Here is a 26,933-nt window from a genome sequence, read left to right on the forward strand (position 1 = left end):
CGCCGCATGAGCTTCATCGCCCTGATTCCGGCGCGCACCGCCTCGACCCGGTTGCCCGACAAGCCGCTGGCCGACATCGCCGGCAAGCCCATGGTAGTGCGCACGGCCGAGCGCGCCGCGCTGTCCGGCGCCGCGCGGGTCTACGTCGCCACTGACGACACCCGCGTCCAGCACGCCGCACAGGCCCATGGTCTGCAGGCGCTGATGACCCGCGGCGACCACCCCACCGGCACCGACCGGCTGGCCGAGGCCGTGGACCAGCTCGGCCTGCCCGACGACGCCATTGTGGTGAACGTCCAGGGCGACGAGCCGCTGATCGAACCCGAACTCATCGACGCCGTCGCCGCCAAGCTCCAGGCCTGCCCGGAAGCGGACATCGCCACCTGCGCCTGCCCCCTGGCCGACGCCGAAGCGCTGTTCAACCCCAGCGTCGTAAAGCTGGTCTGCGCCGCGGACGACCGCGCCCTGTACTTTTCGCGCGCCCCCATCCCGTGGGCCCGCGATGCCCTGGCCTCCGGCGAACGCGTGCTGGCCGAAGGCCTGCCCGCCTGGCACCACATCGGCCTGTACGCCTACCGCGTCTCGTTCCTGCGCCGCTACCCCACGCTGCCCCAGGGCGCGCTGGAGCGTTTCGAGTCGCTGGAACAGCTGCGCGCCATGGAACACGGGCACGTCATCGTCGTCCATCGGGCGTCCCACCCTCCCGCCGCAGGCGTAGATACCCCGGCGGATCTCGAACGCGTCCGGCAGGTCTACGCCAGACAGACATAAGGGTTATTTCCTATAGCGTGGCGCCGCATCGGCTGCTGCATTGCGGCATAATTCCCCGGATCACAAAAAATAAACCCCTTCAGGAGCACTCATGCGTCTTATCTTGCTCGGACCCCCCGGCGCCGGCAAAGGCACCCAGGCCGCGTTTCTCACCCAGCACTTCGGCATTCCCCAGATCTCCACCGGCGACATGCTTCGCGCGGCGGTGAAGGCGGGCACGCCGTTGGGTATTGAAGCCAAGAAGGTCATGGACGCCGGCGGCCTGGTCTCCGACGAGATCATCATCGGCCTCGTGCAAGACCGCTTGAAGCAGGGCGACTGTGCCAATGGCTACCTGTTCGACGGCTTCCCCCGCACCATCCCGCAAGCCGACGCGCTCAAGAGCGCCGGCGTCAAGCTGGACTACGTGGTGGAAATCGAAGTCCCCGAAGAAGACATCATCGAACGCATGAGCGGACGCCGCGTGCACCAGCCCAGCGGCCGCAGCTACCACGTGCGCTTCAATCCGCCCAAGGTGGAAGGCCGCGACGACGTCACCGGCGAAGAACTGATCCAGCGCGACGACGACCGCGAGGAAACCGTGCGCAACCGCCTGTCCGTGTACCGCGAGCAGACCCGTCCCCTGGTCGACTACTACTCGGTCTGGGCGCAGCAGGATGCCGCCGGCGCACCGAAGTACCGCAAGATTTCGGGCGTCGGCGCCGTCGAAGAAATCAAGTCGCGCCTGTTCGAAGCCGTCAAGAGCTGATCGGCGCTTCGATGGCTTCAAGGCCCATGGCGCCGGCCGGACGCGACGCGTTCCGGTCCCGGCCCAAGGGCCCCGGGGACTGTCCACACTGAAAGGAGCCCATCCGGGCGATCACGCAAAGCTCCTTTCAGTGTGGACAGTCCCCTTGTGACATTCGGCGCCTGCCGCGCCGCTTTCATCCCTTGAATTGATCTGGTGGTAGAGACATGGAAATCGCGAACAAGGTATTCATTGTTACGGGTGGCGCGTCCGGACTGGGCGCTGGCACCGTGCGCATGCTGGTGCAGAATGGCGCCAAGGTCGTCATCGCCGACGTCCAGGACGAGCCGGGCGAAGCCTTGGCCAAGGAACTGGGCCAGCGCTACGTGCATTGCGACGTCACGCAGGAAGCCGACGGCAAGAACGCCGTCGCCGCGGCCAAGGAACTGGGCGCCCTCTTCGGCCTGGTGAACTGCGCCGGCGTGGCTCCCGCCGCCAAGATCGTCGGCAAGAACGGCGCGCACCCGCTGGACCTCTTCCAGAAGGTCGTGTCGATCAACCTGATCGGCAGCTTCAACATGATGCGCCTGGCCGCCGAAGCCATGAGCGCCAACACGCCGGAATCCACCGGCGAGCGCGGCGTGATGATCAACACGGCTTCCGTCGCCGCCTTCGACGGCCAGATCGGCCAGGCGGCCTATGCCGCTTCCAAGGCGGGCGTGGCCGGCATGACCCTGCCGATCGCGCGCGACCTGGCCAAGACCGGCATCCGCTGCATGACCATCGCCCCGGGCATCTTCGGCACGCCCATGATCTTCGGCATGCCGCAGGAAGTGCAGGATTCCCTGGCCGCGAGCATCCCCTTCCCCGCCCGCCTCGGCCGCCCGGAAGACTACGCCAAACTGGTCCACAGCATCATCACGAACGATATGCTGAACGGCGAAACCATCCGCCTGGACGGCGCCATCCGCATGCCGCCGAAGTGATTGGGCCCCCACGCCGCGCACACTTCGTGTGCTTGCTGCCCCCCGAGGGGGCTGCGCCGCCTTGGGGCGGCCCGGCGGCGGCGCGGCTATTTTTGCGGCGAGTGTCAAAACAGTTGACCTTCACGCACCGCTCGCTTGCTGCGCCCGAGGGGCAGCGCCGCCTTGGGGCAGCCCGGCGGCGGCGCGGCTATTCTTGCGGCGAGTGTCAAAACAGTTGACCTTCACGCACCGCTCGCTTGCTGCGCCCGAGGGGCTGCGCCGCCTTGGGGTGGCCCGGCGGCGGCGCGGCTATTTTTGCGATGAACCGCAAAACAGTCGCCTCCCCCAACGCGCGCTCTACGCGCGCCTGCTGCCTCCTATGGGGCGGCGACTGTTGCTGCCGCCGTCCAGACAACATTTGGGTATCGGACATTCTTGCGGGCGCGGCGCCTTTCGGGCGAATATCCTGCATTGCGGGGCCAGTCGGCCCCATTTTCATTACATAGCCTTCCCATGAGCCTGTTCCGTTCGGCGGCCACGGTCAGCAGTTTCACGCTGCTGTCCCGCATTTCCGGCCTGGTCCGCGACATCCTGGTGGCCCGTGCCTTCGGCGCCGGCCCCATCACCGACGCGTTCTGGGTCGCTTTCCGCATTCCCAACCTGCTGCGCCGGCTGTTCGCCGAGGGCGCTTTCGCACAGGCATTCGTGCCTATCCTGGGCGCGGCGCGCAACAACCGTTCCCCCGAAGAAGTCCGTACGCTGCTCGACCGCGTCGCCCTGCTGCTGACCGCGGCGCTGATGCTGATCACGCTGATCGGCATCGTGGCGGCGCCCTGGGTGGTGTCCGCGATGGCCAGCGGCCTGCGCGGCGCGGACCGCGACACCGAATTCGGCGCGGCGGTCTGGATGACGCGGATGATGTTCCCCTACATCTTCTGCATGTCCCTGGTGGCCTTCGCCTCCGGCGTGCTCAATACCTGGCGCCGCTTCGCCGTGCCCGCCTTCACGCCAGTGCTGCTCAACCTTTCCATGATCGGGGCCTGCCTCTGGCTGGCGCCGCGCATGGATGTGCCCATCTACGCGCTGGCCATCGGCGTGATGATCGGCGGCGTGGCACAACTGGCGGTGCAGTGGGCCGCCCTGGCGCGCCTCGGCCTGACCCCGCGCCTCTCGCTGCGGTTCCGCGAGGCCCGCAGCGATCCGACGGTGCAGCGTATCCTCAAGCAAATGGCGCCCGCCACCCTGGGCGTCTCCGTGGCACAGCTGTCCCTGCTGATCAACACCAACATCGCCACCTGGCTCACGCCGGGCAGCGTGACCTGGCTGTCCTTCGCCGACCGCCTGATGGAATTCCCCACCGCCCTGCTGGGCGTCGCGCTGGGCACCGTGCTGCTGCCCAGCCTGTCGGCGGCCCATGCGCGCGACGACCACGGCGGCTACAGCGCGCTGCTGGACTGGGGCCTGCGCCTGGTGCTGCTACTGGGCCTGCCCGCCGCGGTCGGCATGGCGCTGCTGTCCGACGGCCTGGTCGCCACCCTTTTCCACTACGGCGCCTTCGGCGCCCAGGACGTCGCCCAGACCCGCCTGGCGGTCATTTCCTACTCGGCGGGGCTGATCGGGCTGCTGGCGGTGAAGATCCTGGCTCCCGGCTTCTACGCCAAGCAGGACATCCGCACGCCCGTGAAGATCGCCATCGGCGTGCTGATCGTGACGCAGCTGCTGAATGTGGTGTTGGTGCCCTTGATGGCGCATGCCGGCCTGGCGCTGGCCATCGGCCTGGGCGCCTGCCTGAATGCGCTGGCCCTGCTTATTGGGCTGCTTCGCCGCGGCGTCTACCAGCCCGGCCCGGGCTGGGCGGTATTCGCCTTGCGCCTGCTGCCCGCGCTGGCCGCGCTGGCCGCGCTGCTCTGGTACACGGACGGGCGCATCGACTGGATCGCGCTGCAGGCCCATGCCGGGCTGCGCGTGGCCTGGCTGGCCGGCGTGCTGGCCGCCAGCGGGGCGGTCTACTTCGGCATGTTGTTACTCTTTGGTTTCCGTCCTCGGGATTTTGGGCGACGCCCCGCGCGTTGAATTTGGCAATTCTGGCTGGATTCCCTCGAAAATCTGGTCTAGTTCTCGCTTTTTTGCACTAGATCCGTCAAGAATTGACAATAACCCGGTAATCTTTGGTAAAAAACCTTTATTATTTACAAGTTACCATCGAAAGGATCCCCCCCGGGAACATATGCGGGGACATGAAGTGAAGTACGCCCAAGGACAACCCATGGCGGACCAAGTCATCAATTGGCTGCTGCTGTTGCGCTCCGGCAAGGCAACGGCGCAGGACTACAACGACTTCCTGGCCTGGCGCGCGGCAGATCCTGCCCATGAAAATGCCTGGCAACAATTGACGGGCTCATTGGAAGGGTCGACGTTCGGCCGGCTTGGCGACGCATACCCCGCCGGGTACGCCACCGCCGGCGCCGCCGCCCAGCCGCAGCCTGCTCCGCCCCAGGCCATCGCGCCTCCTCGCCGCCGTTTCCTGGCCGGCGCGCTGGCGCTCGCCGGTACCGGTGCCTGCGCAGCCTACGTGGGCAATGCGTTCTACCCCTTGAGCAACGTTGCGGCGGACGCTGCCACCGCCACGGGCGAACGCCGCCGCTACGTCCTGTCCGACGGTAGCCAGTTGCTGCTGGATGCCCGCAGCCGCGTCAATCTCGACTTCACGCCCGCCTACCGGCAGGTCCGCCTGCTGGATGGCGCCGTCACCGTTTCCGTCGCCCCCGACGCGCGCCGCCCCTTCCTCGTCCAGACGGCCGAAGGCACGGTCCGGGCGCTGGGCACGCGCTACATGGTGCGGCAGCAGGCCCAGCGCACGGTCGTGGTGGTGCATGAACACGAAGTCGAGGTCGAAACCATGTCCGGCGCCCACGGCACTGTCCGTGCCGGCACCGGCGCCCGCTTCGACGCCTCCCGCATGGATACACCCCGCGCCGAGCTCATGGCCGAGGCGGCCTGGGAAGCCGGCTGGGTCGAAGCCCGGGGCCGCCCGCTGGCCGAGGTCATCGCCGCCCTGCGGCCCTACCGCAGCGGCACCCTGCGCGTCTCCATGGCGGCCGGCGGCCTTCCCGTCTCCGGCCATTTCCCGCTCGACGATACCGACGCCGCCCTGGACACACTCCGGAACATGATGCCGATCCACGTGCGCCGCTTCACGCCCTGGTTCGTCTCGATCAACGTCGCCACCTGACAACGCCCCCGCGTACGGGCCGTGCCGCCGGACCCGCTTCGTTGTATACTCATCACGGTGTTTTTATCCAGTAGGCGCCGCGGGTTCTTCTCCAGGCCGGATTTCCCTCCAGGCTTTTCGAGGATCGTCCGCAAGGGTTCTCCAGCCCAGGAACTTTTCTCCTAGCGCCCCCCGCCCGGTTGACGGGCGCTCCATCGGTAGACTTGACATTAAAAGCTTGCAATCCCGTAGGGACTTGCTACAATGTTCGACTTTGCCGAATTCAACTTATATAGCAACATGGCCAATACCGCCCAAGCCCGCAAGCGCGCTCGCCAATCCGTTGAGCGCAACAAGCACAATTCCAGCCTGCGCTCGATGCTGCGCACCGCCATCAAGCGCGTTCGCCAATCCATTGCCGCTGGCGACAAGGCTACGGCAGGCGAAGTGTTCCAGAAGGCCTCGAGCGTGATCGATCGCGTGGCCGACAAGAACATCATCCACAAGAACAAGGCCGCTCGCCACAAGAGCCGCCTGGCTGCCGCCATCAAGGCGCTGGCCTAAGCCATTCTGCCGCCCCGGTTTTTCGGGGCGTCACGAATACGGCAAATAGAAAAGGATGCCCACGGGCATCCTTTTTTGTTGCCCGGCCCCTCAGGCGCCCTCGCCGGTTCAATCCCGGCTGGACGCCAGGCGCCGCTCGACAGCCGCGGCGGCTTCGCGCAGCGACGCCATGAACGCGCCGACCAGCGGGTTGCCCGGCCGATGCTCCGGAAACACCACGCTGACCCGGAACGGAAACGAACGCGCCAAGGGGCGGATGTGCAACCCCCGCCCGGCGAAATCCAGCGCGGTCAGCGGGTTCACGATGGCCAGGCCCAGCCCCTGGCGCACGAAGGTGCACACGGATACCGCGGTAGGCGTCTCGACGATAGACCGCCGCAACACGCCCGCCTCGGCAAAGGCCTCGTCGATCTGGATCCGGTAAGGGTCGCTGGAAGACAGGCTGACGAACGCCTCTCCCTCGAAGTCCGACAGCTCGATCAACGGGCGCGCCAGCAAGGCGTGGCCGTCGGGCAGCGCGCATACCTCGTCCACCTGCAGCAACAGCTCCACCCGCGTGCCTGCCGGCGCCGCATCGTGCTCGGTCAGGCCCAGGTCGTAGCGCTGGGCCGTCAGCCATTCCTCCAGGAAGGGCGACTCCTGCGTCTCGACGGCCAGGCTCACGCCGGCATGCCGCTCGTGGAACAGGCGGAACGCGTCGGGCAGGATCGCATGGGAAAAAGCGGGCAAGGCGATGACCGACAGCTGGCCGCCCTTGAACGCCCGCAGGCGCGCCGCGGCGGACGCCACCCGCTCGAGGCCGGCATAGGACTGGCGGACCTCGTCGAATAGCGCCAGGCCCGGCATGGTGGGCCGCAAGCGCCCCCCCACGCGCTCGAACAGCGCAAAGCCGATGCCCTGCTCCATCCGCGCCAGTTCACGGCTTACCGTGGGCTGGGACGAGCCCAGCAGCTCGGCCGCCTTGGTGACGCTGCCGGCGATCATCACCGCCCGGAAGACTTCGATATGCCGATGCGTCAGCATCGATCACCTCATATCAAAAATGAATCGATTGTGGAACTTTAAGCATTTTACTGGATGATCGAAGACGGGCATCATGCCGCCTGGTTTCACTCCCCTGAGGTTTCGCCAGCCATGGCATTCGATCCGCGCCAACTCACCCAACTCGCCGCCGAACACGGCACGCCGCTCTGGGTCTACGACGCCGCCGTCATCCGTGAACGCATCGCGCAATTGCGCCGCTTCGACACCATCCGCTACGCGCAGAAAGCCTGCTCGAACCTGCACATCCTGCGCCTGATGCGAGCCGAAGGCGCGGTCGTGGATGCCGTGTCGCTGGGCGAGATCGAACGCAGCCTGGCGGCCGGCTTCCAGCCGCAGGGCGAGCCGGAAGGCATCGTCTTCACCGCGGACTTGATCGACCACGCCACGCTGGCCGCCGTGCTCAAGCACGGCATCACCGTGAACGCGGGCTCGCTGGACATGCTGGCCCGCGTCGGCCAGGCCTCGCCCGGCCATCGCGTATGGCTGCGCATCAACCCCGGATTCGGCCACGGCCACAGCAACAAGACCAACACCGGCGGCCCGCAAAGCAAGCACGGCATCTGGATCGGCGACCTCGCCGAAGCCATGTCCATCGTGCGCCGCCACGGCCTGAAGCTGGTCGGCATCCACATGCATATCGGCTCGGGCGTCGACTACGGCCATCTGTCCAGCGTGTGCAACGCCATGGTCGACGTGGTGGCATCGCTGGACCACGACATCGAGGCCATCTCCGCGGGCGGCGGCCTGTCTATCCCGTACCGCGACGGCGAGCCGCGCATCGACTGCGATCATTACTTCGAGCAATGGGATGCGGCGCGCAAGCGCATCGAACAGCGGCTGGGCCACGACGTCCGCCTGGAAATCGAGCCTGGCCGCTTCCTGGTCGCCGAGGCCGGCGCCCTGGTGGCCGAGGTGCATTCGATCAACCGCCGCCCCGAGCGCGACTTCGCGCTGGTCGACGCGGGATTCAACGACCTGATGCGCCCGGCCATGTATGGCAGCTATCACCGCATTTCGGTGCACGCCCCTGATGGCGGCCAACCGCAGGGCTCGCCCGAAACGCGCATCGCGGTAGCCGGCCCCCTGTGCGAATCCGGCGATGTGTTCACCCAGGACGCCGGCGGCGTCGTGTCCGACCAGCTATTGCCGCGGCCGCGGATCGGCGATTTCCTCGTCTTCCACAGCGCAGGCGCGTACGGGTCGTCAATGTCCTCGAACTACAACAGCCGGCCGCTGGCGCCGGAAGTGCTGCTTGACGGCGGCAAGGCCCACCTCATCCGCCGCCGCCAGACGGTCGCGGAACTGCTGGCGCTGGAAGCGTAACCCTTCCGTGTGTCTGACACCCGCGTACCCCTTCCGTGTGTCTGACACCGGCGTACCCCTTCCGTGTGTCTGACACCCTTACGAGCGAACCTCCCGAACACGAGATCCTCTTCACGGGTGTCTGACACCGGCTGAATTTGAACGACTAGTGTCAGGCACTGGCTGAGTTTGAAACACGACGGGTACCCGACACGGAGACACTGACTGCATCACGTGGGGAACGCTTCCCGTGCCGCGAACACGGCTTGCTTGAACACTCCCAGGTCGGTGCCCACGGCCACGAAGTGCATGCCCATGTCCAGGTAGCGCCGGGCGTCGGCGTGCACCGGCGCCAGGATCCCCACGGCCTTGCCCTGGGCGGAGACGCGCTGGTACAGGTGGCGGATGGCTTCCTGGACTTCGGGATGGCCAGGATTGCCGATATGGCCCAGCGCCGCGGCCAGGTCGGACGGGCCGATGAACACCCCGTCCACGCCCTCCACCGATGCGATCTCGTCCACGGCCTCGATGCCGGGGCGGCTTTCGATCTGCAGCAGCACGCAGATGTTGTCGTTGATGGTCTGCAGATAATCCGGCACGGTGCCGTAGCGGTTGCTGCGCTGCGCGCCCGCCACGCCGCGCATGCCCTGCGGCGGATAGCGCGTGGCCGCCACGGCCCGGCGCGCGTCGTCCTCGGATTCGATGAACGGAATCAGCAGGTTGTAGAAGCCGATATCGAGCAGCCGCTTAATCTCTACGGGATCGTTCCAGGACGGCCGGCCTACCGCGGCGCTGGCGCTGCCCTGCAGGGCCTGGAGCTGCTGCAGGAACATCGGCACCTCATTGGGCGAATGCTCGCCATCCAGGAGCAGCCAGTCGAAATCCGCCAGCCCCACGAGCTCGGCGGTGATGTGGCTGGACATGCACATCCAGAAACCGATGAGCCGTTCACGGGCCAGGATGCGTTGCCGGAAGCGGTTGGGTAAAGGTGAATTCATTGCTGCCTTCATGTCAGAAAAATAGGAATCATGCCAATCGGTGCGGGCGCATTCCCGGGCCGGCGACGCCCGGGAAGATGCCCACGGGATCAATCTAGTTTCGCGCCGGACGCCTTGGCCGCCTTGCCCCACTTGGCGATCTCGGCGTCGACGAAGGCCGAGAACGACTTCGGATCGTCCGCGACCACCACGAAGCCCACGCTCTCGAGTTTCTGCCGTATCTCGGGCGAGGACAATGCCTTCACCGTCGCCTGGTTCAGTTTCTGGATCACGGCGGGCGGCGTCTTGGCGGGCGCGGACAGGCCGAACCACGATTCAGCCGAGAAGCCCGGGAAGCCCGATTCGGCCACGGTGGGCGTATCGGGATAGGCGGGGTTGCGCTTGGCGCTCGCCACGGCCAGCGCGCGCAGCTTGCCGGAAGTGACTTGCGGCAGCAGCGCATCCTGGTTCAGGAACAGCACCGACACGCGGCCGCCGATGATATCGGTGATGGCCGCCGCGCCGCCCTTGTACGGCACGTGCACCAGGTCGATCTTGGCGTCCTGCTTCAGCATCTCCATGGCAAGGTGGCCCGACGAGCCGCTGCCGGAACTGGCGTGCGTGTACTTGCCCGGATTCTCGCGCGCGAGCTTGATGAAATCGGCGAAGGTCTTGCCCGGAAAGTCGTTGTTGGCCACCAGCACGTTGGGCCCGGTCGCCAGGAGGGATATATGCGCGAAATCGCTGTTGCGGTAGGGCATGTTCTGGTAGACCGCGTAGCTGATCGCGTTGGACCCCACGCCGGACAGCAGCAGCGTATAGCCGTCCGGCGCCGCCTTGGCCACCATATCGGAGCCGATGTTGCCGTTGGCGCCGCCCTTGTTTTCGACGACCACGGTCTGCCCCAATTCCTTGGACAGCTCGGCCGCCAGCAGGCGGCCCACCGAGTCGGTGCTGCCGCCCGCCGGGAAAGGCACCACCAGCTTCAATTGCCTGGCCGGCCAGGCGTCGGACTGCGCGATTGCGGCGCCGGACAGGAAGGTCAGCGCGCCTGCCGCCATGGCGGCCAGGGTGAAGAAGCGTCTGCGCGCATGGGTTTTGGGGTGGTGCATGGTTGTCGTCTCCTCTGTGGCTTTTTTGAGTATGGTTGGTGTCAACCACCAGCTTCGATGCTTGTGTCTGACACCCGTACGAGCGCCTCTTCGATTTGCTTCGCCGTTTCCCGGGTGTCAGACACTTACATCAATGAATCTCAGGCTCGCCCGCGGCCGGAGCGCGCGTTTCGGTCTGAAGAAAATCGAAATCGCAGCCGGTGTCGGCCTGGCCGATGTGCTTCAGGTAGAGCACGCCGTAGCCGCGCTCGAAGCGCGGCGGCGGCGCCTGCCAGGCCGCGCGGCGGGCAGCCAGTTCGGCCTCGGGCACCAGCAGCTCCAGCCGCCGCGCCGGCACGTCCAGCTCGATGCGGTCGCCGTCCTGCACCAGCGCCAGCGGGCCGCCGACATAGGCTTCGGGCGCCACATGCAGCACACAGGCGCCGTAGCTCGTGCCGCTCATCCGCGCATCCGAGATCCGCACCATATCGCGCACACCCTGCTTCAGCAGCTTCTGCGGGATCGGCAATTGCCCCCATTCCGGCATGCCCGGTGCGCCTTGCGGCCCGGCGTTCTGCAGCACGATGACGCTGTCGGCATCCACGTCCAGGTCCGGATCGTCGATGCGCGCCGCCATGTCGTTGTAGTCCTTGAAGACCACCGCGCGGCCCGTGTGCACCTGCAGGCGCTCCTCCATGGCGGGCGGCTTGATCACCGCACCGTCCGGCGCCAGGTTGCCGCGCAGCACCGCCAGCCCGTCGCGCTCTATCAGCGCCTGCGAGCGCGGCCGGATCACGTCTTCGTTGAAGATGCGCGCGCCGGCGATGTTCTCGCCCAGCGTGCGGCCGTCCACGGTGCGCTGCGTGGCGTCCAGCAGATCGCCCAGCTGCACCAGCATCGCGCGCAGCCCGCCCGCGTAGTAGAAATCCTCCATCAGGTACTTGCCCGCCGGCCTCAGGTTGGCCAGCACCGGCGTCGTGCGCGCCAGGTGGTCGAACCGGTCCAGGTCCAGATTGAAGCCGCTGCGGCGGGCCATGGCGATCAGGTGCACCACGGAATTGGTCGATCCGGAAAGCGCCAGCACCGTGCGCACCGCGTTGTCGTAGGACGCCGCGGTCAGCAGGTCGGACGGCTTCAGGTCTTCCCACACCATCTCGACAATGCGCTTGCCCGTCAGGCTGGCCATTTGCGCATGCCGCGAATCCGGCGCGGGGATGGACGAAGCGCCCGACAGGCACAGGCCCAGCGCCTCGACCGCGCCCGTCATGGTGGACGCGGTGCCCATGGTCATGCAGTGCCCCGGCGAACGCGCGATGCCGTCTTCCACGCCCTGCCAGTCTTCCTCGGTGATGTTGCCGGCGCGCAGTTCCGCCCAGTACTTCCAGGTGTCCGAGCCCGAGCCTAGCGTATTGCCGTTCCAGTTGCCGCGCAGCATGGGGCCGGCCGGCACGAAGATCGTCGGCAGGTCCATGGACACCGCGCCCATGATGAGCGCGGGCGTGGTCTTGTCGCAGCCGCCCATCAGCACACAGCCGTCCGCCGGATAGGAGCGCAGCAGCTCTTCCGTTTCCATCGCCAGCAGATTGCGGTAGAGCATGGTCGTGGGCTTCTGGAAGGGTTCGGACAGGCTCATAGCCGGCATTTCCACCGGGAAGCCGCCCGCCTGCCAGATGCCGCGCTTGACCTCTTCCACGCGCTGCTTGAAGTGGCTGTGGCAGGGGTTGATGTCGCTCCACGTATTGATGATCGCGATGACGGGCTTGCCCGCGTAGTCCGAGCGGTGATAGCCCATCTGCGCGGTGCGCGAACGGTGTCCGAAAGACCGCAGGTCGCGCACGCCGTACCAGCGGTGGCTCCGCAGCTCCTCGGGTTTCTTGCGCTTGTCTGAATTGCTCATGTCTCGTTTCCTCTGCGCTTGGGCGAGGGGTTATTGGAAAAATGGATTAGGGTGAACAGGCCCTAGGCGCCGCCCAGCAGATAGGGCGTGCCCGCGCGTTCGCAAATGCCGCGCAGGCGCTCTGCCAGCGCGGCCGGAATGGGAATCCCCCGCCGCAGCCGGCGCTCGCGCTCGGCGGCTTCGGGTTCGCCCGCCACCAGCACCGGCTCTTCGGGCCTGGCGGGCGGCGTGTCGTGCATGGCGTCGATCAGGTCGTCCATGTCGGACTCGAACGACCCCGCCGCGCGGAAGGCGTCGGGATTGAGCGCCAGGAAGAAATGCCCCACGTCGTCCGGCTCGCCCGGACGGCGCGTCGGCGCGCGCCGGGCGGCGAACGCGCTGCCGCTCAGCGTACCGCCCAGGATCTGCGCCATCATCGCGAGCCCGTAGCCCTTGTGGCTGCTCATGGCGGCCGTGCCGCCCAGCGGCGTCAGCCCGCCCTCGGGGTGCTTGAAGATGAATTCCATGGCGGCGGCCGCGCCGGTCACCGCGGCGCCCTCTCCGTCCACCGCCCAGCCCGGCGGCAGCGGCTTGTCCAGGAAGTCGTACACCTTGATCTTGTTTGCCGCGACGGTGGTGGTCGCCATGTCTAGCAGGAAGGGTTCGTTGTACGCGGCCGGCGCGCCGAAGGCGATGGGGTTGGTGCCCAGCATGGGCATGGCGCCGCGCGTGGGCACCATGATCACGCCGTTGGCGCTGCTGGTCACCAGCCCGACCACGCCGCGTTCCACGGCGATGCGCGCATAGATCCCGGCCGCGCCGAAGTGATGGGAATTGCAGACCGACACCGCGCCCACGCCATGTTCCAGCGCCTTATCGACGGCGAGGTGCATGGCCTGCGCGGCAACGGGATAGCCCAGCCCGCCCATGCCGTCGATCAAGGCGCTGGCGCCGCCGTCGCGCACGATCCGCGCCCGCGCGTCCAGCCGCAGGGATCCCGCCCGCCACTTTTCTTCGTAGGCCGGCAGCATCGAGATGCCGTGGGAATCGATGCCCAGCAAGTCGGTTCCCGCCATCAGGTCCGCCGTGGTGCGCGCCAGATCCTGCGCCATGCCCCAGGCCTGCAACACCTGCACGATCTGTTCCCGGATCTGCTCCACCGGCACGTCCGTTGCTGTCGCTCCGTTGCCTCGCACTCTCTAGTCTCCTGTTGTCGTTGGCGGGTCGCGGCGGGCCTGAAGGCGGAATCAGTCGCGGTCCCGGTCCACCAGCCGATGGCGCGCCTGGCCCAGATGGAATTGCATGGCGACGCGGGCGCGCTCGCTGTCCTGCTCGCGGATGGCATCGAGGATGGCCGCGTGCTCGTCCACCACCCGCTGCGCGCGCTGGCGCGAGCCGGTGCGGGTGAGGTTCAGGGTCAGCCTCATGAAACCGCTGATGGATTCGTGGATGCTTTCCAGCACGCCCAGGTAGAAGTCATTGCCGCTGGCTTCGGCGATGCTGGCGTGGAACGCCAGGTCGGCCTCGGCGGACACCTGGCCGCGCGCCAGGCTGTCGGCGAAAGCCGCGTGCGCGTCTTCGATCTTGCGCAGCTGCTCGTCCGTGCGGCGCAGCGCCGCCAGGCGCGCGGCGTCGCCCTCCAGCGCCACCCGCACTTCCTGGGCCCGCAGATACGCACTGACGTTCTGCACGTCGTTGAAGGTCTTCAGGCGCGGCGCGGGCTGGTGGCTGACGAAAGTGCCCAGCCCCTGGTGCGCGGTGATGAGGCCGTCCGCGCGCAAGCGCAGCAGCGCTTCGCGCACCACGGGGCGCGACACGCCGAACCGTTCGGAAATTTCGTTTTCGGAAGGCAGTTTGTCGCCGACGTTCAGGCCGCCGGACACGATCTGCTCGAAGATCTGCCCATAGAGCTGGTCCGCCAGCCGCACCCGGTGCCCGCGCTCGAGCACCAGCGCGCCGTGGGTGTCCGGCTCGGCGGACGCCTGGGGCGCGGACGGGGATGATGCTTTGGGTCGGGCCACGGGACCTCCTCGATGCTAGGGCCTGTTCACAGGGGCTGAACAGCGCTCATCGTACCGTCAATGCGCGGATCGATGCGCACGCCCGCGCCCGCCATGCGGCGCATCGCTCAAGCCGCCGCGGTTTCCCGGTCCCAGGCGGCCAGGGCGCGCGCCACCGGCGCCACGCGCTCGCGCTCGGCGCTGGACAGGCCCGTCAGCAGCGGCAGCATCGGCCCCATGTCCGCCACGCCCGACAGCGTCACCGCGTCGTGCAGCACCCGGATGGGACTGATGCCGTCGCGGCAGTCTTCCAGGGGCAGGTAGTTTTCGCGCACCGCCGCGGCTTCCTCGTAGCGGCCGTCGCGCAGCAGGTGCAGCAGGCGCATCGAGCCTCGCGGCGCCACGCAGACCGATCCGGACGTGAAGCTCTTCAGGCCGAAGTCGCGATAGTGGACGATGGCGGGACGCTCACCGATGCCGCTGACGATCCAACGCGCATCCACCGCCTGCAACAGGGACGACAGGTAGGCGTCGCGCGACGGATCGTCGCGCACGACTGCGTACTTGAACGTCACGATGCGGCCCTCTTCGATCAGGCGCGCCGCGGTGGCCGGCGCCAGATAGTCGGCCGACTTGAGATAGACGACCGCGGGCTTGCCCAGGGCATCGGTGAACCGGCGCACGCCGTCGGCCAGGCCCGGGTCGGTATAGGGGAACGACATGGGCAGCAGCATGGCCGTGGGAAACGCGCGCGAACGCAAAATCGCCGCCTGGTCCATCATCTTGCCGTAGTCGGGCCCCACCGAGGGCAGGATCCAGGTGTCTGCGCCCGCCAGCTCGGCCAGCATGTCCACGATGCGCGCGTACTCGCTTACGCCCACGTTATAGAAATTGGCGTTGCCGCCATACATCACGTTGCGCACGCCGCCGGCTTCCAGATGGCCCAGCAGGGCCCGGTTGGCCTCCACGTTCAGGGACAGATCGTCGTGGCGCGCCAGCGGCGGCACGGCGATGACCGAGCGCTGCAGATCCTGCGCGGTGACCGGGGAAGTTTTCATGGGCGGGCTCCTGGCTGACCGAGGGGTCGGATGACTAAGGTGAAAAAAGTATACTTGGTTGACAAGCATAAGCTCAATACATATATTTGTTTTACAAGTAGACCGGCAGCAAAAACGCAAGGCGCCGCGGGGCGTCCTGCGGATTGAAAGCCTCGGGCGATGCCAGGGGCGGAATACCCCATCAACGATGCGCGGCCACGCGCACACCGAGGAGACGAATTCCATGCATGCAGCCCCTGCCCGAGGCCGGTCCGTTACGGCCGCCCTGTTCGCCGCCATCCTGGCCGCCGCCGCTCTGCCGGCCGCCCCGGCCCTGGCCGAATACCCGGAACGCGAAGTCCGGATCATCGTGCCGTTCCCCGCGGGCGGCACGACCGACATCGCGGCGCGCGTCGTCGCTACGGAACTCGGCAAGGCGTGGAACAAGCCCGTCGTGGTCGACAACAAGGCGGGCGCGGGCGGCAATGTCGGCACGGCCGAGGCCGCCCGCGCCACGCCGGACGGCTACACCCTGCTGATGGGCACCGTCAGCACACATGCGATCAACCAGTCCGTCTACGCCAAGCTGCCCTACGATCCGGTCAAGGACTTCGTGCCGGTAACGCTCGTCATTCCCGTGCCCAACATCCTCGAACTGAATCCCAAGTTCGCCGACAAGCATGGCATCCGCAACGTCGCAGACCTGATCAAGTACCTGAAGGCCAACCCCGGCAGCGTCAACATGGCGTCCACCGGCAACGGCACGTCCACGCATCTCTCCGGCGAGCTGTTCCAGAACATGACGGGTACACGCATGACGCACGTGCCCTACAAGGGCAGCAGCCCCGCGCTGACCGACGTGATGGCGGGTTCCGCCGACCTGATCTTCGACAACCTGCCTTCCTCCATGGGCTTTCTCAAGAGCGGCAAGCTGCGCCCGCTGGCCGTCACCAGCGCCCAGCGCTCGCCCGCCCTGCCCGACGTGCCCACGATGGCGGAGGCCGGCGTGAAGGGCTACGACGCCTCCAGCTGGTTCGGCCTGCTGGCGCCCGCCGGCACGCCGCCTGCGGTAGTCGACAAGGTCCAGCGCGACGTGGCGGCCGCGCTGCAACTGCCGGCCGTGCGCGCGCAGTTGCAGGCCCAGGGCGCGACGCCCTCCGGCAATACGCCGGACCAGTTCAAGCAGTTCATGGCGCAGGAAAGCGCCAAATGGGCTGAGGTCGTGAAGAAATCCGGCGCCAAGGTCGATTGACCCGGCGCAGATCCGGGCCTGTCCGCAACGCGTGAGCGGCGGGCTCATCACATCATCGCGCGAACCTGGAGACACCATGAACAAACGACTGAGCGCCGTTGTCGCGGCGGCCGTTGCGGCGGCGGGCGCCGCCCTGCTTGGCGGGCCGGCCGCGCATGCGGCCGGCTATCCCGACAAGCCTGTCACGATGATCGTTCCCTTCGTGCCGGGCGGTTCATCCGACATCACCGCGCGGTCGGTCACGCCCGCGCTCACGAAACTCCTCGGGCAGACCTTCGTGGTCGAGAACAAACCCGGCGCGAACAGCGCGATCGGCGCGCAGGCGCTGGCCCGCGCCACGCCCGACGGCTACACCATGATGGTGGGTTCGATCGGCACGTTCGCCATCAACGAGGCCCTCTACAAGACCTTGTCCTACAACCCCAGCAAGGACTTCGAGTACCTGACGCAGGCGGTGCGCAACCCCAACGTGCTCGTCGCCGCGCCCAACTTCCCCGCCGCCACCGTCGCCGAACTGGTGGACTACGCGAAGAAGAATCCGGGCAAGGTCTCGTATGCCTCGTCCGGCACGGGTTCGTCGGATCACCTGTCCGCGGTGCTGTTCCGCCAGCGCACGCAGAGCACCGGCGTGGACGTGCCGTACCGCGGCGGCGGCGCGGCGATCGCCGATCTGATCGGCGGGCAGGTCAACGTATCGTTCCAGAATCTGGGCGCGGTCCAGACCCACATCAAGGCGGGCAAGCTCAAGGCGCTGGCGATCACCGGCGATGCGCGCGCCGCCGACCTGCCCGACGTGCCGACCCTGACGGAAGCTGGCATCAAGGACATGGTGGTGTATTCCTGGCAAGGCTTCGCGGTGCCCAAGGGCACCCCGGCGCCCGTCGTCCAGCAGTTGTCCAAGGCGCTGCAGACCGCGCTGCGCGAGCCCAAGACGGAGAAAACCCTGCAAGGGCTGGGCTTCGAAGTCGTGGCGAACACCCCGCAGCAATTCGCCGCGTTCCAGCAGGCCGAGGTCAAGCGCTGGAAGGACGTCATCAAGCAAGCCAACATCCAGCTCGAGTAATCCGGGAATTCGCGCGCCGGGATGCCTTTCGCGGGCATTCCCGGCCTTATCCGCGGCCGGATCAAGTAGCATCGGTATTTTGCCACCCACCTGTACGACAACATGACTACCAAGCATCGCATCATCCAGGTCGGCTCGCTGGCCGGGTCCCCCTCCGCCAACAAGAGCCTCGCAGATCGCTACGACGTCGTCGAGCTGTGGAAGTACCCGGACCGCAAGGCCGCGCTGGCCGAACACGGCAAGGGCATTACCGCGGTCGTCACCTCCGCCAACTACGGCGCCGATGCCGAACTCATCAATGCCCTGCCCGACCTGAAAGCCATCTGCAGTTGGGGCGTCGGCTATGAAACCATCGACATCAAGGCCGCCAAACAGCGCGGCGTGCAGGTCAGCAATACTCCCGACGTGCTGACGGACTGCGTGGCGGATCTGGCCTGGGGCCTGCTGATCGCCGGCGCCCGCCGCATGGGCCAGGGCGAACGCTTCGTGCGCGCCGGCCTCTGGGGCAAGGGCCAGGTGCATGGCAGCATCCCGCTGGGCCTGCGCGTCAGCGGCAAGAAGCTGGGCATCGTGGGCCTGGGCCGCATCGGCGAAGCCATCGCGCGCCGCGGCGCGGGCTTCGACATGGACATCCGCTACCACAACCGCCGCCAGCGCGACGACGTGCAGTACGGCTACGAGGCCTCGCTCACCGGCCTGGCCAAGTGGGCCGACTTCCTCATTGTGGCAACGGTCGGCGGCGCCGGCACGCGCCATCTGGTGAACCGCGAAGTGCTTGAGGCGCTTGGCCCCACCGGTATCATCGTCAACATCGCACGCGGCCCCGTCATCGACGAAGCCGCGCTGGTCGACGCGCTGCAGGCCGGCAAGCTGGGCTGCGCCGCGCTGGATGTGTTCGAACACGAGCCCAAGGTGCCCGAAGCCCTGGCCACCAGCGACAATGCCGTGGTCCTGCCGCATATCGGCAGCGCAACGCTGGAGACCCGCCTGAGCATGGAAAACCTGATGCTGGACAACCTGCAGGCGTACTTCGAGACCGGCCGCGTCATCACACCGGCGGAGTAAGCGCGGCGCCCAAATAAGAAAAGCCTCTCGGCGCCCATACCGAGAGGCTTTTCATTTGCGCAAAGGAACCAGGGCCTTGCGGCCCGCCGCGATTATTTGGCCGGCGTCGCGGCGCCGGACTTATCCATCTTCGCCGCTCCTCCCGACTTTCCCGCCTCGTGCTTGGCGGAGGTTTTGTCGGACTTGTGATGCTTGTGCTGCGCTTGGGTCTTGCTTTCACCTGTCTTGGCCGAGGCATCGGCGCCGGCCGCGAACGCGCTTGGCGCCGCCGCAAGACCGAGGCACAGGGCCGAAGTGGACAGGAACGCAGCAATACGGGAGTGAGTCGTCATTTCATGACCTCCTGAATGTATAAAGGCCGAGGCCTTTTCCAACACGGGGCGGCAACATCGCCGCTTGACCCGTATCGAGTTGGAGCCGGGACCCTCAGGAAGGTTCAGCACGGAACCACAAATTTTCTGCCGCTAACGGTTCGAAATGGGTTCGACATGACTTTGCAAGGATCAGCTCTCGAACGCCAGCAGCGCAACGGTCGCGAAGAGCATGAGCGCGAAGCAGGCTCTCAGCTTGCGTTCAGGAAGCCGGTACGCCAGCTTGACGCCCACCGGCACGAAGAACAGGCTGCCGATCGCCAGCGGCGCGCCCACCAGCCAATCGGCCTGCCCCGCCCAGGTATAGGTGATCAGGGCAATCATGGAACCGGGAATCACCATGCTCAGCGCCAGCGCCTGCGCGGCGGTCTGGGGCAGGCGGAACACCGTGGTGATGATGGGCACGGCCAGCACGGCGCCGCCCACGCCGAAGAAGCCGCCCAGCGTGCCGCACAGAATGCCCAGCACGCTGGCGCGGCGCGGCGTGAAGACCGGCGCCTCGCCCTTGGCCGCCGGCTTGCGCTCGGCCGCCGGGCGCGACGCGCGCCACGTCTGCCACACATAGAAGAGCGCGATGAAGAACAGGAACACCGCGAAGCTGCGGCGCAGGATGCTGGAGTCGATGCCCAATGCCAGCTGCGCGCCCACCCAGGTGAACACAACGGCGCCCGCCGCCCCCGCCAGCGCCACGCGCTTGTCGATGCGCACCTGCTGGTTGTACTTGCGCACCGCCATCATGATGGTGGGCAGGACCATGATGAGCGCCGTGCCCTGCGCCAGCTGCTGCGACATGCCCATCAACAGCACCAGCGCGGGAATCGCGATCAGGCCGCCGCCGATGCCCAGCACGCCGCCCATGAAACCGATCAGGCCGCCGGCTGCGAGGCAGGCGGCGATAACTAACAGACTCAAGTCTTGCTCCAGCAGGCCCGGCCAGTCATGGGCGGGCAATCAGAATACGGATAATCGGACGTTGGAACCCTCGCCGCCGGCCCATGCCGCGCGGCGCGGCGTCAACGCAATTTGTCCAGCGCCGCGTCCAGCCGGTCCACGGCCCAGATTTCCAGGCCTTCAACCGGTTGGCGCGGCGCGTTGGCCTTGGGGATCAGGGCGATCGAAAACCCCAGCTTGGCCGCTTCGCGCAACCGTTCCTGGCCGCGCGGCGCGGGCCGGATCTCGCCCGCCAGGCCCACTTCGCCGAAGGCGATCAGGCCGCGCGGCAGCGGCTTGTCGCGCAACGAAGACATGATGGCCAGGAGCACCGGCAGATCGGCCGCGGGCTCCGTGATGCGCACACCGCCCACCGCGTTGACGAAGACGTCCTGGTCGAACGTGGACACGCCCGCATGCCGGTGCAGCACGGCCAGCAGCATCGCCAACCGGTTGCCTTCCAGGCCCACCGTCAGCCGGCGCGGATTGGGCGCGTGCGAGGAGTCGACCAGCGCCTGGATTTCCACCAGCAGCGGGCGCGTGCCCTCCTGCGTGGCCATCACGCAGGATCCGGCCACCTGCTGCTCATGCTGCGACAGGAACAGGGCGGACGGGTTGGCCACGCCGCGCAGCCCGCGGTCGGTCATGGCGAAGACGCCCAGTTCGTTGACCGCGCCGAAGCGGTTCTTGAAGGCGCGCACCAGGCGGAACGACGAATGCGTATCGCCCTCGAAATACAGCACGGTATCCACGATGTGCTCCAGCACGCGCGGCCCCGCCAGCGCTCCGTCCTTGGTGACGTGGCCGATCATGACGATGGCGATGCCTGTCTGCTTGGCCAGGCGCGTGAGCTGCGCCGCGCATTCGCGCACCTGCGACACCGAGCCCGGCGCGGCGCTCAGTTCGCCGCTGTAGAGCGTCTGGATCGAGTCGATGACCGCTACGGTGGGCTTCTGCTCGGACACGGCCGCCTGGATGGCCTCCAGCCGGATTTCGGCCAGCAGATTGACGTTGCCGGTCTGCAGGCCCAGACGCCGCGCGCGCAGCGCCACCTGCTCGGCGGATTCTTCGCCGGTGACATACAGCACATTGGTGGTCGTGGACAGGGATGCCAGCGCCTGCAGCAGCAGCGTGGATTTGCCGATCCCGGGATCGCCGCCGATCAGCACGACGGCGCCGGCCACGAGGCCGCCACCCAGCACGCGATCGAACTCGTCCAGCCCGGTAGGCTGGCGCGGCGTTTCGCGGGCTTCGATTTCGGACAGGCTGCGCACCGGGCTGCTCGAGGCCAGCGGCGCATAGCGGTGGGCGGAAGCGGCCGGCGTCGAGGACTCCAGCGTCTCTTCCAGGGTGTTCCAGGCATTGCAGTGCGGGCATTTGCCCTGCCACTTCGGGGTAGTGCCGCCGCAATCGGCGCAGACATATACGGTTCGGGATTTGGCCATGCGCGAAAGTGTACCGGCATCCACCTGCGGCCGCCTGCCGGAGCGTGGCCATTGCGCGCGGTCGTCCGCCTTCGCGCGCCGGTTGGGTGCGGGTTCGGAGCGCGAAGCTGTCGTTCCGCTTTCAGAAATAGGGGCACATCGAAGTTACATGATGCAAATTCAAGAAATTTCCTGCCGGATTTCTTCAAATCGCGCATAATCGGCGGGTGCAGCGCATTGTCGAACCGCCCGGACCAGGGCGGCATACCCGAAGCCGTACGCCCATCCGGGCGCAGCAGCGGGAATCGCGGCGCATTCACCTGCGGCTTTCCAGGAAGCCGCTTAAACCGGAACAGGACCCGAGCAGCGACGAGACCGCCGGATGAACCGGCGCGGCGCACGCGGAGGTCGAACGCGGATGCGCCCTGCCACCAGGCGCATGCGCGAGGAGTACGCGCATGAGCATTACTTACCGCCCCCCTTTCGACGAAGACGATGAACGGGATCTGCGCGCCCTGTACCGTCGGCCCGGCCCGGGATCCAGCCCCGAACTCGACGCGGCGGTGCGCCGCAGATGGCATCCCGGACACAGCTGGCACCCCGGCTGGGGCGCCGCCGCCTGCGCCGCGATGGTTGCTGGCCTGTTCGCCTGGACCGACATGCGAGAAGCGCAGCAAGACGTCGCAGGCCCGGCCACGCAACTGATCGCCCCCCGCGAATCAGGGGCGGGCCAGGACCGCTCCGACCCCACCTCGCCCGTCCAGGCCGAAGCGCCGTCCGCGCAGGCCGTGCCCGTCATGCAGCGCGAGACTGCGCCCCAGGGCGATGCGCCCCCGTCCCAGGCCGTCCCGGCACAGGAAGCGCCGGCGAACGGCGCCCAGCAGGCCGCCGAGGCGCCGCAAGGCGAAGCCGTTGCCGCCGAAGCCGCGCCGTTCGGCGAACAGGACATCGAGGCCCGCGTGGCCCATATCCGTTCCCTGATGCAGGCCGAGCAGCAGGACGACGCCGTGAACGCGCTGCGCGAATTGCAGCAAGGCGCGCCCGATCTGGCGCTCCCCGACGATCTCCAGGAACTGGCCGACCAGAACCCTGCCTGAAGGCGCCATCCGTCCCCAGCATCGGGCCCGCACCCTTTGCGGGCCCGACGGCCGCGCGCGCGGCGGCCCGGCCAGGACCCTCACGGCTTCTTGCTAACATACCCGCATGAGCCCGAGTTTCCACCACCGCAATCTTCCCCATCTGCTGCTTTACGCGCGCGAAACGCTGATGGCGCATTTCCGCCCCATCCTGCACGCGGCCGGCGTCACCGAACAGCAATGGCGGGTATTGCGCACTTTGAGCGAAGTGGGTTCCATGGAACCCAACCAGATCGCGCGCAGTTGCCAGATCCTCAGTCCCAGCCTGACCCGCATGCTGGCCGGCATGCAGGAGCAGGGCCTGATCAAGCGCGCGCGTTCCAGCGCCGACCAGCGGCGCCAGGAAATCTCGCTTACGCCCAAGAGCTACAAGCTCATCGACCGCATGCGCCCGCAGGTAGACGCGAAGTACCTGGAAATCGAGGCCAAGATCGGCAAGGAATTGCTGGATCGCCTGTACCGGGACGTGGACACCATGGTCGATCTGATCAAGCGCGACGCCGACGCGCCGCGCGAACCCGACGACGCGTGATCAGGCCGGAACCGGGAAGATCGCGTTGATCTGCCCCGTTCCGGAACTGGCGAAGTAGTCGGTGACGATCTCCACCGGCTTGTCGTACCCATCCCAGCCCAGCAGGCCCAGCAGCATGGCGGTATCGTGCATGCCGCCTTCGCCCACGCACAGTTCGGCGTAGTCAGGCAGCATGGCGCAGAACGTCTTCCAGTCTCCCTGGCGCCACAGCTCCACCACGCGCAGGTCCACCTGCCGGAAAAACTCGCGGCTGGTCTGGTGCATCGCAGCCTCGGCGCCGCCGTTATCATTGAAACGGTGCGACAGCGAACCGCTGGCCAGCACCGCCACGCGGCTGTCGCTGGCCTCGATGGCCTGGCGCAGCGCGGCCCCGAAACGCCGGCTGTCATCCAGCGCGTGCCAGGCACACCACGCCGCGACCGACACGACGTTGAAGCGGCCGTCGCCGTTCATGTAGCGCATCGGCACCAGCGTGCCGTACTCCAGTTCCAGGCTGTCGATTTCGTGCGACCGCGTGCCCACGCCGGCCGCGTTCGCGCACTCCGCGATGCGGCGCCCCAGCTGCGGGTTGCCCCGATAGGCGTAATCCATGTCCTTGATGAAGTGCGGCAGTTCATTGCTGGTGTAGCGGCCCTGGAAGCCGGCATTGCAATTGACGTGGTAGCCCGCATTGACCAGCCAATGCACGTCCAGCACGACGATCGTGTCCACGTCCAGGTCGCGGCACCGTTGGCCGATGATGCGGTGCCCCTGGATCGCGGCCTCCCGGCAGCCCTGGTGCTTGCCGGGAAGCTCCGACAGGTACATGGACGGCACATGCGTTACCTTGGCCGCCAGCGCGAGCTTGCCCATGATCTTGTCTCCTCGTTCTTGTGAATGCCGGCGGGCTCAAATGCCCCATTTCGGGATGTGGTGGCTGCCCATCGACACGCACACGTTCTTGATCTCGGCAAAGACCTCGTAGCTGTATTCCCCGCCTTCGCGTCCCGTGCCCGATTCCTTGGTGCCGCCGAAAGGCTGCCGCAGGTCGCGCACGTTCTGGCTGTTGATGAACACCATGCCGGCCTCGATGCCGCGGGCCAGCCGGTGCGCGCGGCCGATGTCGCGGGTCCATACGTACGAGGCCAGACCATACTTCACGTCGTTGGCCAGCGCCAGGCCATCGGCCTCGTCTTCGAAAGGCAGCAGGCAGGCGACCGGGCCGAAGATCTCTTCCTGCGCGCACCGCATCCGGTTGTCGACATCGGCCAGCACCGTCGGGCTCACAAAGTTTCCGCCCGCCAGGCTCGCGGGCAGGCCGCCGGGCCGGCCGGCGCCGCCCGCGAGAATGCGCGCGCCTTCCTGCTCGGCCAGGCGGATGTAGCCCGTGACCTTCTCCCAGTGCGGGCGCGAGATCATTGCGCCCACGTGGGTCTTTTCATCCGTGGGATCGCCCACGGCCAGGCGGCCCGCGCGCTCCGCGAACCGGCGCACGAAGTCGTCGTAAAGGTTCCGCTGCACGAATATCCGCGAACCGGCCGTACAGCGTTCGCCGTTGAGCGAAAAAATGGTGAACAGCGCCGCGTCCAGCGCCCGTTCGACGTCCGCGTCGTCGAAGATCAGCACCGGCGATTTTCCGCCCAGTTCCATCGAGTACTTCTTGACGCCGCCCGCGCTGGCCAGGATCTTCTTGCCGGTGGCCGTGCCGCCGGTGAACGATATCGCGCGCACGCCGGGATGGCGCACCAGCGCATCGCCCGCCGTGGCGCCATAGCCCTGCACCACATTCAGCACGCCCGCCGGAATGCCCGCCTCCAGGGCCAGCATGCCCAGCTGGTCGGCCGTCAGCGGCGACAGCTCGGACATTTTCAGCACGGCCGTGTTGCCCAGCGCCAGGCACGGAGCGGTCTTCCAGGTGGCCGTCATGAAGGGCACATTCCACGGCGACACCAGCGCGCACACGCCCACGGGCTGGTACAGCGTGTAGTTGAGCATCTGGTCGTCCACCGGATAGGTGTGGCCATTCATGCGCGTGCACACCTCGGCGAAGAAATTGAAGTTCTCGGAGGCGCGCGGAATCAGCTGCTTGCGCGTCTGCGAAATCGGCAGGCCGGTATCACGCGTTTCCAGCTCGGCCAGCATCGGCACGTTCTGGTCGATCAGCTCGCCCAGCCTGCGCATCAGGCGGGCGCGTTCCTTCGCGGGCGTGCCAGCCCACTTGGGGAAGGCGTCGGCCGCGGCCGCGACGGCCGCATCGATTTCGGCCTGGCCGCCGGCGGCCACTTCTTCGATAGCCTCGCCCGTGGCCGGGTTGAAGGTAGTGAAGCGGTCCGGGCTGTCGACCTGCCTGCCGTTGATCCAGTGCTTGATGCTCACGCGCAACTCCTTGGCCTTGGACTGCGCCGGAATGGCCAGCGCAAAAATAATTAACACGTTAACATTATGCCGGCCGGAACGCCCTGTCAACGGCGGGAAACCCCGAACGGGCGCCCCCTTCGCGCATTGTCGCTCCGGTTCTTTTTCATTATTATAATTAACATGCTAACTATTTTTACGGAGCAGGCCATGCCCCATATCTGGATTGAGTATTCGGGCAATCTGGCCCTGGATACGCCGGCGCTGATGCAGACGGTGCAGAACGCCGCCGTCGGCGACGGCAGCCTGTTCCCGCTGGCGGGCGCGCGCACCCGCGCCATGCGCGTGGACGACTGCCTGATCGTCGACGGGCATCCGGACAACGCCTTCGTCCACGTGGTGCTGCGCATCGGCCACGGCCGCAACGACGAACAGAAGGCCGCCCTGGGCACGCGCGTATTCCAGGCGCTGACCGCGGCGCTGGCGCCGCTGATGGCCTCGCGCCCCTTGGGCATTTCGATGCAGATCGAAGAGGCCGACCCGGTGCTCAACTACAAGCTCAACAACTACCGCGAATACCTCGCGGCGCGCGCCGCCGCCGCGATACCCATGCCGAGAACGGTGGTGGGCGTGGCGTTGAACACGCACGCGGCGCTGGCCGCGCTGGGCGACGCCGTGGATGCCGCTCCCTACAAGGGCGCTCCCAAGTCGCCCGTGCTCTACGTCAAGCCCGCCAACACCTATGCGCAGGATGGCGCCGCCATCATCTTGCCGGCCGACGTGGAGGAAGTGGAAGTGGGCGCCTGCCTGGGCGTGGTGTTCTCCCGCCGCGCCACCCGCGTCAGCGAAGCCGAGGCGCTGGACTACGTGGCGGGCTACCGCGTCGTCGCTGATCTGTCCGTCCCGCATGCCAGCTACTTCCGCCCCGCGCTCAAACAGCAATGCCGCGACGGCTTCTGCCCCATCGGCAAGGAATTCGCGCCCGCCGCCGCGGTCGCCAATCCCGACGCGCTGGATATCGAAGTCCGGATCGACGGCGACGTGGCGCAGCGCACCAGCACGGCCGGACTGATCCGGCCGGTGGCCCGCCTGATCGCCGACGTCACGCAGTTCATGAGCCTGGAGGCGGGCGACATTCTGCTGGTCGGCGCCCCTCCAGGCGCGCCGCGCGCGCGCGCCGGCCAGCGCTACGACATCCGCATCGCGCAGGTGGGCACGCTGGGCAACCCGCTGGCGGCCGGCCGCGCCGGCCTGTGACCGA

At 67.3% G+C, this 26,933-nt stretch carries 25 protein-coding genes; 13 read left to right on the top strand and 12 right to left on the bottom strand.

From position 1 onward, the window contains the following. Window positions 1-6: 6 nt before the first annotated feature. The 6 genes from kdsB (at window position 7) to rpsT (ending at window position 6,238) form a co-directional block, all read left to right on the top strand. Window positions 7-771: a 3-deoxy-manno-octulosonate cytidylyltransferase gene (gene kdsB / locus AGI3411_RS03500; protein WP_129526023.1), complete on the top strand. Its 765-nt coding sequence runs from the start codon at window positions 7-9 to the stop codon at window positions 769-771. A 91-nt stretch (window positions 772-862) separates the two neighbouring features. Continuing rightward, window positions 863-1,519, top strand: a complete 657-nt coding sequence (gene adk / locus AGI3411_RS03505) for an adenylate kinase (protein WP_129526024.1) — start codon at window positions 863-865, stop codon at window positions 1,517-1,519. Window positions 1,520-1,725: 206 nt separating this feature from the next. Beyond that, window positions 1,726-2,484, top strand: coding sequence for a 3-hydroxyacyl-CoA dehydrogenase (locus AGI3411_RS03510; protein ID WP_129526025.1), 759 nt, complete (start codon window positions 1,726-1,728; stop codon window positions 2,482-2,484). Between the two features lie 492 nt (window positions 2,485-2,976). Further along, window positions 2,977-4,536: a murein biosynthesis integral membrane protein MurJ gene (gene murJ, locus AGI3411_RS03515; RefSeq protein WP_129526026.1), complete on the top strand. Its 1,560-nt coding sequence runs from the start codon at window positions 2,977-2,979 to the stop codon at window positions 4,534-4,536. Between the two features lie 193 nt (window positions 4,537-4,729). Next, window positions 4,730-5,695 (top strand): FecR domain-containing protein, encoded by a 966-nt coding sequence (locus tag AGI3411_RS03520; protein WP_129526027.1) that lies wholly within the window; start codon window positions 4,730-4,732, stop codon window positions 5,693-5,695. A 279-nt stretch (window positions 5,696-5,974) separates the two neighbouring features. Continuing rightward, window positions 5,975-6,238 (top strand): 30S ribosomal protein S20, encoded by a 264-nt coding sequence (rpsT, locus tag AGI3411_RS03525; RefSeq protein WP_129526028.1) that lies wholly within the window; start codon window positions 5,975-5,977, stop codon window positions 6,236-6,238. 108 nt (window positions 6,239-6,346) lie between these two features. Here the strand turns inward: rpsT and AGI3411_RS03530 are convergent, their stop codons facing one another. Then, complete coding sequence (locus AGI3411_RS03530) at window positions 6,347-7,261, bottom strand: LysR family transcriptional regulator (protein ID WP_129526029.1); 915 nt, start codon at window positions 7,259-7,261, stop codon at window positions 6,347-6,349. A gap of 111 nt (window positions 7,262-7,372) precedes the next feature. On the opposite strand from AGI3411_RS03530, the gene lysA reads away from it, so the two are divergent. Continuing rightward, the gene (gene lysA / locus AGI3411_RS03535) at window positions 7,373-8,605 is read left to right on the top strand and encodes a diaminopimelate decarboxylase (protein WP_129526030.1); all 1,233 of its coding nucleotides are present in this window, start codon (window positions 7,373-7,375) and stop codon (window positions 8,603-8,605) included. A 209-nt stretch (window positions 8,606-8,814) separates the two neighbouring features. Here the strand turns inward: lysA and garL are convergent, their stop codons facing one another. From garL to AGI3411_RS03565, 6 genes are all read right to left on the bottom strand, one after another. After that, window positions 8,815-9,582: a 2-dehydro-3-deoxyglucarate aldolase gene (gene garL / locus AGI3411_RS03540; protein WP_129526031.1), complete on the bottom strand. Its 768-nt coding sequence runs from the start codon at window positions 9,580-9,582 to the stop codon at window positions 8,815-8,817. Window positions 9,583-9,671: 89 nt separating this feature from the next. Continuing rightward, entirely contained in the window at window positions 9,672-10,622 is a 951-nt protein-coding gene (locus AGI3411_RS03545) for a Bug family tripartite tricarboxylate transporter substrate binding protein (RefSeq protein ID WP_129526129.1), read from the bottom strand. Window positions 10,623-10,803: 181 nt separating this feature from the next. Then, the gene (gene araD / locus AGI3411_RS03550; protein WP_129526032.1) at window positions 10,804-12,549 is read right to left on the bottom strand and encodes an L-arabinonate dehydratase; all 1,746 of its coding nucleotides are present in this window, start codon (window positions 12,547-12,549) and stop codon (window positions 10,804-10,806) included. A gap of 62 nt (window positions 12,550-12,611) precedes the next feature. Further along, complete coding sequence (locus AGI3411_RS03555) at window positions 12,612-13,640, bottom strand: Ldh family oxidoreductase (protein ID WP_244240248.1); 1,029 nt, start codon at window positions 13,638-13,640, stop codon at window positions 12,612-12,614. A 135-nt stretch (window positions 13,641-13,775) separates the two neighbouring features. After that, on the bottom strand, window positions 13,776-14,549 hold the full coding sequence (locus AGI3411_RS03560; protein WP_129526034.1) for a FadR/GntR family transcriptional regulator: 774 nt from the start codon (window positions 14,547-14,549) through the stop codon (window positions 13,776-13,778). Window positions 14,550-14,656: 107 nt separating this feature from the next. Next, entirely contained in the window at window positions 14,657-15,586 is a 930-nt protein-coding gene (locus AGI3411_RS03565; protein ID WP_129526035.1) for a dihydrodipicolinate synthase family protein, read from the bottom strand. Window positions 15,587-15,809: 223 nt separating this feature from the next. Between AGI3411_RS03565 and AGI3411_RS03570 the strand changes: the two genes are divergently transcribed. The 3 genes from AGI3411_RS03570 to AGI3411_RS03580 all read left to right on the top strand — a co-directional run bounded on the left by AGI3411_RS03570 (window position 15,810) and on the right by AGI3411_RS03580 (window position 18,945). Then, entirely contained in the window at window positions 15,810-16,817 is a 1,008-nt protein-coding gene (locus AGI3411_RS03570; protein WP_129526036.1) for a Bug family tripartite tricarboxylate transporter substrate binding protein, read from the top strand. 76 nt (window positions 16,818-16,893) lie between these two features. Beyond that, window positions 16,894-17,880 (top strand): Bug family tripartite tricarboxylate transporter substrate binding protein, encoded by a 987-nt coding sequence (locus AGI3411_RS03575; RefSeq protein WP_129526037.1) that lies wholly within the window; start codon window positions 16,894-16,896, stop codon window positions 17,878-17,880. 102 nt (window positions 17,881-17,982) lie between these two features. Further along, entirely contained in the window at window positions 17,983-18,945 is a 963-nt protein-coding gene (locus AGI3411_RS03580) for a 2-hydroxyacid dehydrogenase (RefSeq protein ID WP_129526038.1), read from the top strand. A gap of 92 nt (window positions 18,946-19,037) precedes the next feature. Here AGI3411_RS03580 and AGI3411_RS03585 read toward each other — a convergent pair whose 3' ends face one another. The 3 genes from AGI3411_RS03585 to radA form a co-directional block, all read right to left on the bottom strand. Beyond that, a complete protein-coding gene (locus tag AGI3411_RS03585) occupies window positions 19,038-19,277 on the bottom strand; it encodes a hypothetical protein (RefSeq protein ID WP_043542180.1) in 240 nt (79 codons plus the stop codon). Between the two features lie 171 nt (window positions 19,278-19,448). After that, window positions 19,449-20,228, bottom strand: coding sequence for a sulfite exporter TauE/SafE family protein (locus AGI3411_RS03590; protein WP_129526039.1), 780 nt, complete (start codon window positions 20,226-20,228; stop codon window positions 19,449-19,451). 101 nt (window positions 20,229-20,329) lie between these two features. Continuing rightward, window positions 20,330-21,691, bottom strand: a complete 1,362-nt coding sequence (gene radA, locus AGI3411_RS03595) for a DNA repair protein RadA (protein WP_129526040.1) — start codon at window positions 21,689-21,691, stop codon at window positions 20,330-20,332. Between the two features lie 437 nt (window positions 21,692-22,128). Between radA and AGI3411_RS03600 the strand changes: the two genes are divergently transcribed. Continuing rightward, window positions 22,129-22,767, top strand: a complete 639-nt coding sequence (locus AGI3411_RS03600) for a hypothetical protein (RefSeq protein ID WP_129526041.1) — start codon at window positions 22,129-22,131, stop codon at window positions 22,765-22,767. 106 nt (window positions 22,768-22,873) lie between these two features. Continuing rightward, on the top strand, window positions 22,874-23,338 hold the full coding sequence (gene hpaR / locus AGI3411_RS03605) for a homoprotocatechuate degradation operon regulator HpaR (protein ID WP_129526042.1): 465 nt from the start codon (window positions 22,874-22,876) through the stop codon (window positions 23,336-23,338). Here hpaR and hpaD read toward each other — a convergent pair whose 3' ends face one another. Both hpaD and hpaE read right to left on the bottom strand, forming a co-directional pair. Continuing rightward, window positions 23,339-24,190, bottom strand: coding sequence for a 3,4-dihydroxyphenylacetate 2,3-dioxygenase (hpaD, locus tag AGI3411_RS03610; RefSeq protein ID WP_129526043.1), 852 nt, complete (start codon window positions 24,188-24,190; stop codon window positions 23,339-23,341). It abuts the gene before it with no gap. Window positions 24,191-24,226: 36 nt separating this feature from the next. Continuing rightward, window positions 24,227-25,693 carry a 5-carboxymethyl-2-hydroxymuconate semialdehyde dehydrogenase gene (hpaE, locus tag AGI3411_RS03615; RefSeq protein WP_129526044.1) on the bottom strand — a complete coding sequence of 489 codons (1,467 nt, stop codon included), beginning with the start codon at window positions 25,691-25,693 and terminating at the stop codon, window positions 24,227-24,229. Between the two features lie 189 nt (window positions 25,694-25,882). Here hpaE and AGI3411_RS30605 point away from each other — a divergent pair, with 189 nt between their 5' ends. After that, on the top strand, window positions 25,883-26,929 hold the full coding sequence (locus tag AGI3411_RS30605) for a fumarylacetoacetate hydrolase family protein (protein WP_129526045.1): 1,047 nt from the start codon (window positions 25,883-25,885) through the stop codon (window positions 26,927-26,929). The last annotated feature ends 4 nt before the right edge of the window (window positions 26,930-26,933 follow it).

Source organism: Achromobacter agilis (assembly GCF_900496965.1).
Taxonomy (GTDB): domain Bacteria; phylum Pseudomonadota; class Gammaproteobacteria; order Burkholderiales; family Burkholderiaceae_B; genus Achromobacter; species Achromobacter agilis.

What these genes read in the sequence shown, in the direction of transcription:
- AGI3411_RS03575 (WP_129526037.1), top strand. Translation starts at nt 16,894, where the DNA reads ATGAACAAACGACTGAGCGCCGTTGTCGCGGCGGCCGTTGCGGCGGCG.
- AGI3411_RS03600 (WP_129526041.1), top strand. Translation starts at nt 22,129, where the DNA reads ATGAGCATTACTTACCGCCCCCCTTTCGACGAAGACGATGAACGGGAT.
- AGI3411_RS03570 (WP_129526036.1), top strand. Translation starts at nt 15,810, where the DNA reads ATGCATGCAGCCCCTGCCCGAGGCCGGTCCGTTACGGCCGCCCTGTTC.
- hpaD (WP_129526043.1), bottom strand. Translation starts at nt 24,190, where the DNA reads ATGGGCAAGCTCGCGCTGGCGGCCAAGGTAACGCATGTGCCGTCCATG.
- radA (WP_129526040.1), bottom strand. Translation starts at nt 21,691, where the DNA reads ATGGCCAAATCCCGAACCGTATATGTCTGCGCCGATTGCGGCGGCACT.
- adk (WP_129526024.1), top strand. Translation starts at nt 863, where the DNA reads ATGCGTCTTATCTTGCTCGGACCCCCCGGCGCCGGCAAAGGCACCCAG.
- AGI3411_RS03520 (WP_129526027.1), top strand. Translation starts at nt 4,730, where the DNA reads ATGGCGGACCAAGTCATCAATTGGCTGCTGCTGTTGCGCTCCGGCAAG.
- murJ (WP_129526026.1), top strand. Translation starts at nt 2,977, where the DNA reads ATGAGCCTGTTCCGTTCGGCGGCCACGGTCAGCAGTTTCACGCTGCTG.
- garL (WP_129526031.1), bottom strand. Translation starts at nt 9,582, where the DNA reads ATGAATTCACCTTTACCCAACCGCTTCCGGCAACGCATCCTGGCCCGT.
- AGI3411_RS03585 (WP_043542180.1), bottom strand. Translation starts at nt 19,277, where the DNA reads ATGACGACTCACTCCCGTATTGCTGCGTTCCTGTCCACTTCGGCCCTG.
- AGI3411_RS03555 (WP_244240248.1), bottom strand. Translation starts at nt 13,640, where the DNA reads ATGGCGCAGGATCTGGCGCGCACCACGGCGGACCTGATGGCGGGAACC.
- AGI3411_RS03580 (WP_129526038.1), top strand. Translation starts at nt 17,983, where the DNA reads ATGACTACCAAGCATCGCATCATCCAGGTCGGCTCGCTGGCCGGGTCC.
- AGI3411_RS03545 (WP_129526129.1), bottom strand. Translation starts at nt 10,622, where the DNA reads ATGGCGGCAGGCGCGCTGACCTTCCTGTCCGGCGCCGCAATCGCGCAG.
- rpsT (WP_129526028.1), top strand. Translation starts at nt 5,975, where the DNA reads ATGGCCAATACCGCCCAAGCCCGCAAGCGCGCTCGCCAATCCGTTGAG.
- AGI3411_RS03510 (WP_129526025.1), top strand. Translation starts at nt 1,726, where the DNA reads ATGGAAATCGCGAACAAGGTATTCATTGTTACGGGTGGCGCGTCCGGA.
- lysA (WP_129526030.1), top strand. Translation starts at nt 7,373, where the DNA reads ATGGCATTCGATCCGCGCCAACTCACCCAACTCGCCGCCGAACACGGC.
- AGI3411_RS03530 (WP_129526029.1), bottom strand. Translation starts at nt 7,261, where the DNA reads ATGCTGACGCATCGGCATATCGAAGTCTTCCGGGCGGTGATGATCGCC.
- AGI3411_RS30605 (WP_129526045.1), top strand. Translation starts at nt 25,883, where the DNA reads ATGCCCCATATCTGGATTGAGTATTCGGGCAATCTGGCCCTGGATACG.
- araD (WP_129526032.1), bottom strand. Translation starts at nt 12,549, where the DNA reads ATGAGCAATTCAGACAAGCGCAAGAAACCCGAGGAGCTGCGGAGCCAC.
- hpaR (WP_129526042.1), top strand. Translation starts at nt 22,874, where the DNA reads ATGAGCCCGAGTTTCCACCACCGCAATCTTCCCCATCTGCTGCTTTAC.
- kdsB (WP_129526023.1), top strand. Translation starts at nt 7, where the DNA reads ATGAGCTTCATCGCCCTGATTCCGGCGCGCACCGCCTCGACCCGGTTG.
- AGI3411_RS03565 (WP_129526035.1), bottom strand. Translation starts at nt 15,586, where the DNA reads ATGAAAACTTCCCCGGTCACCGCGCAGGATCTGCAGCGCTCGGTCATC.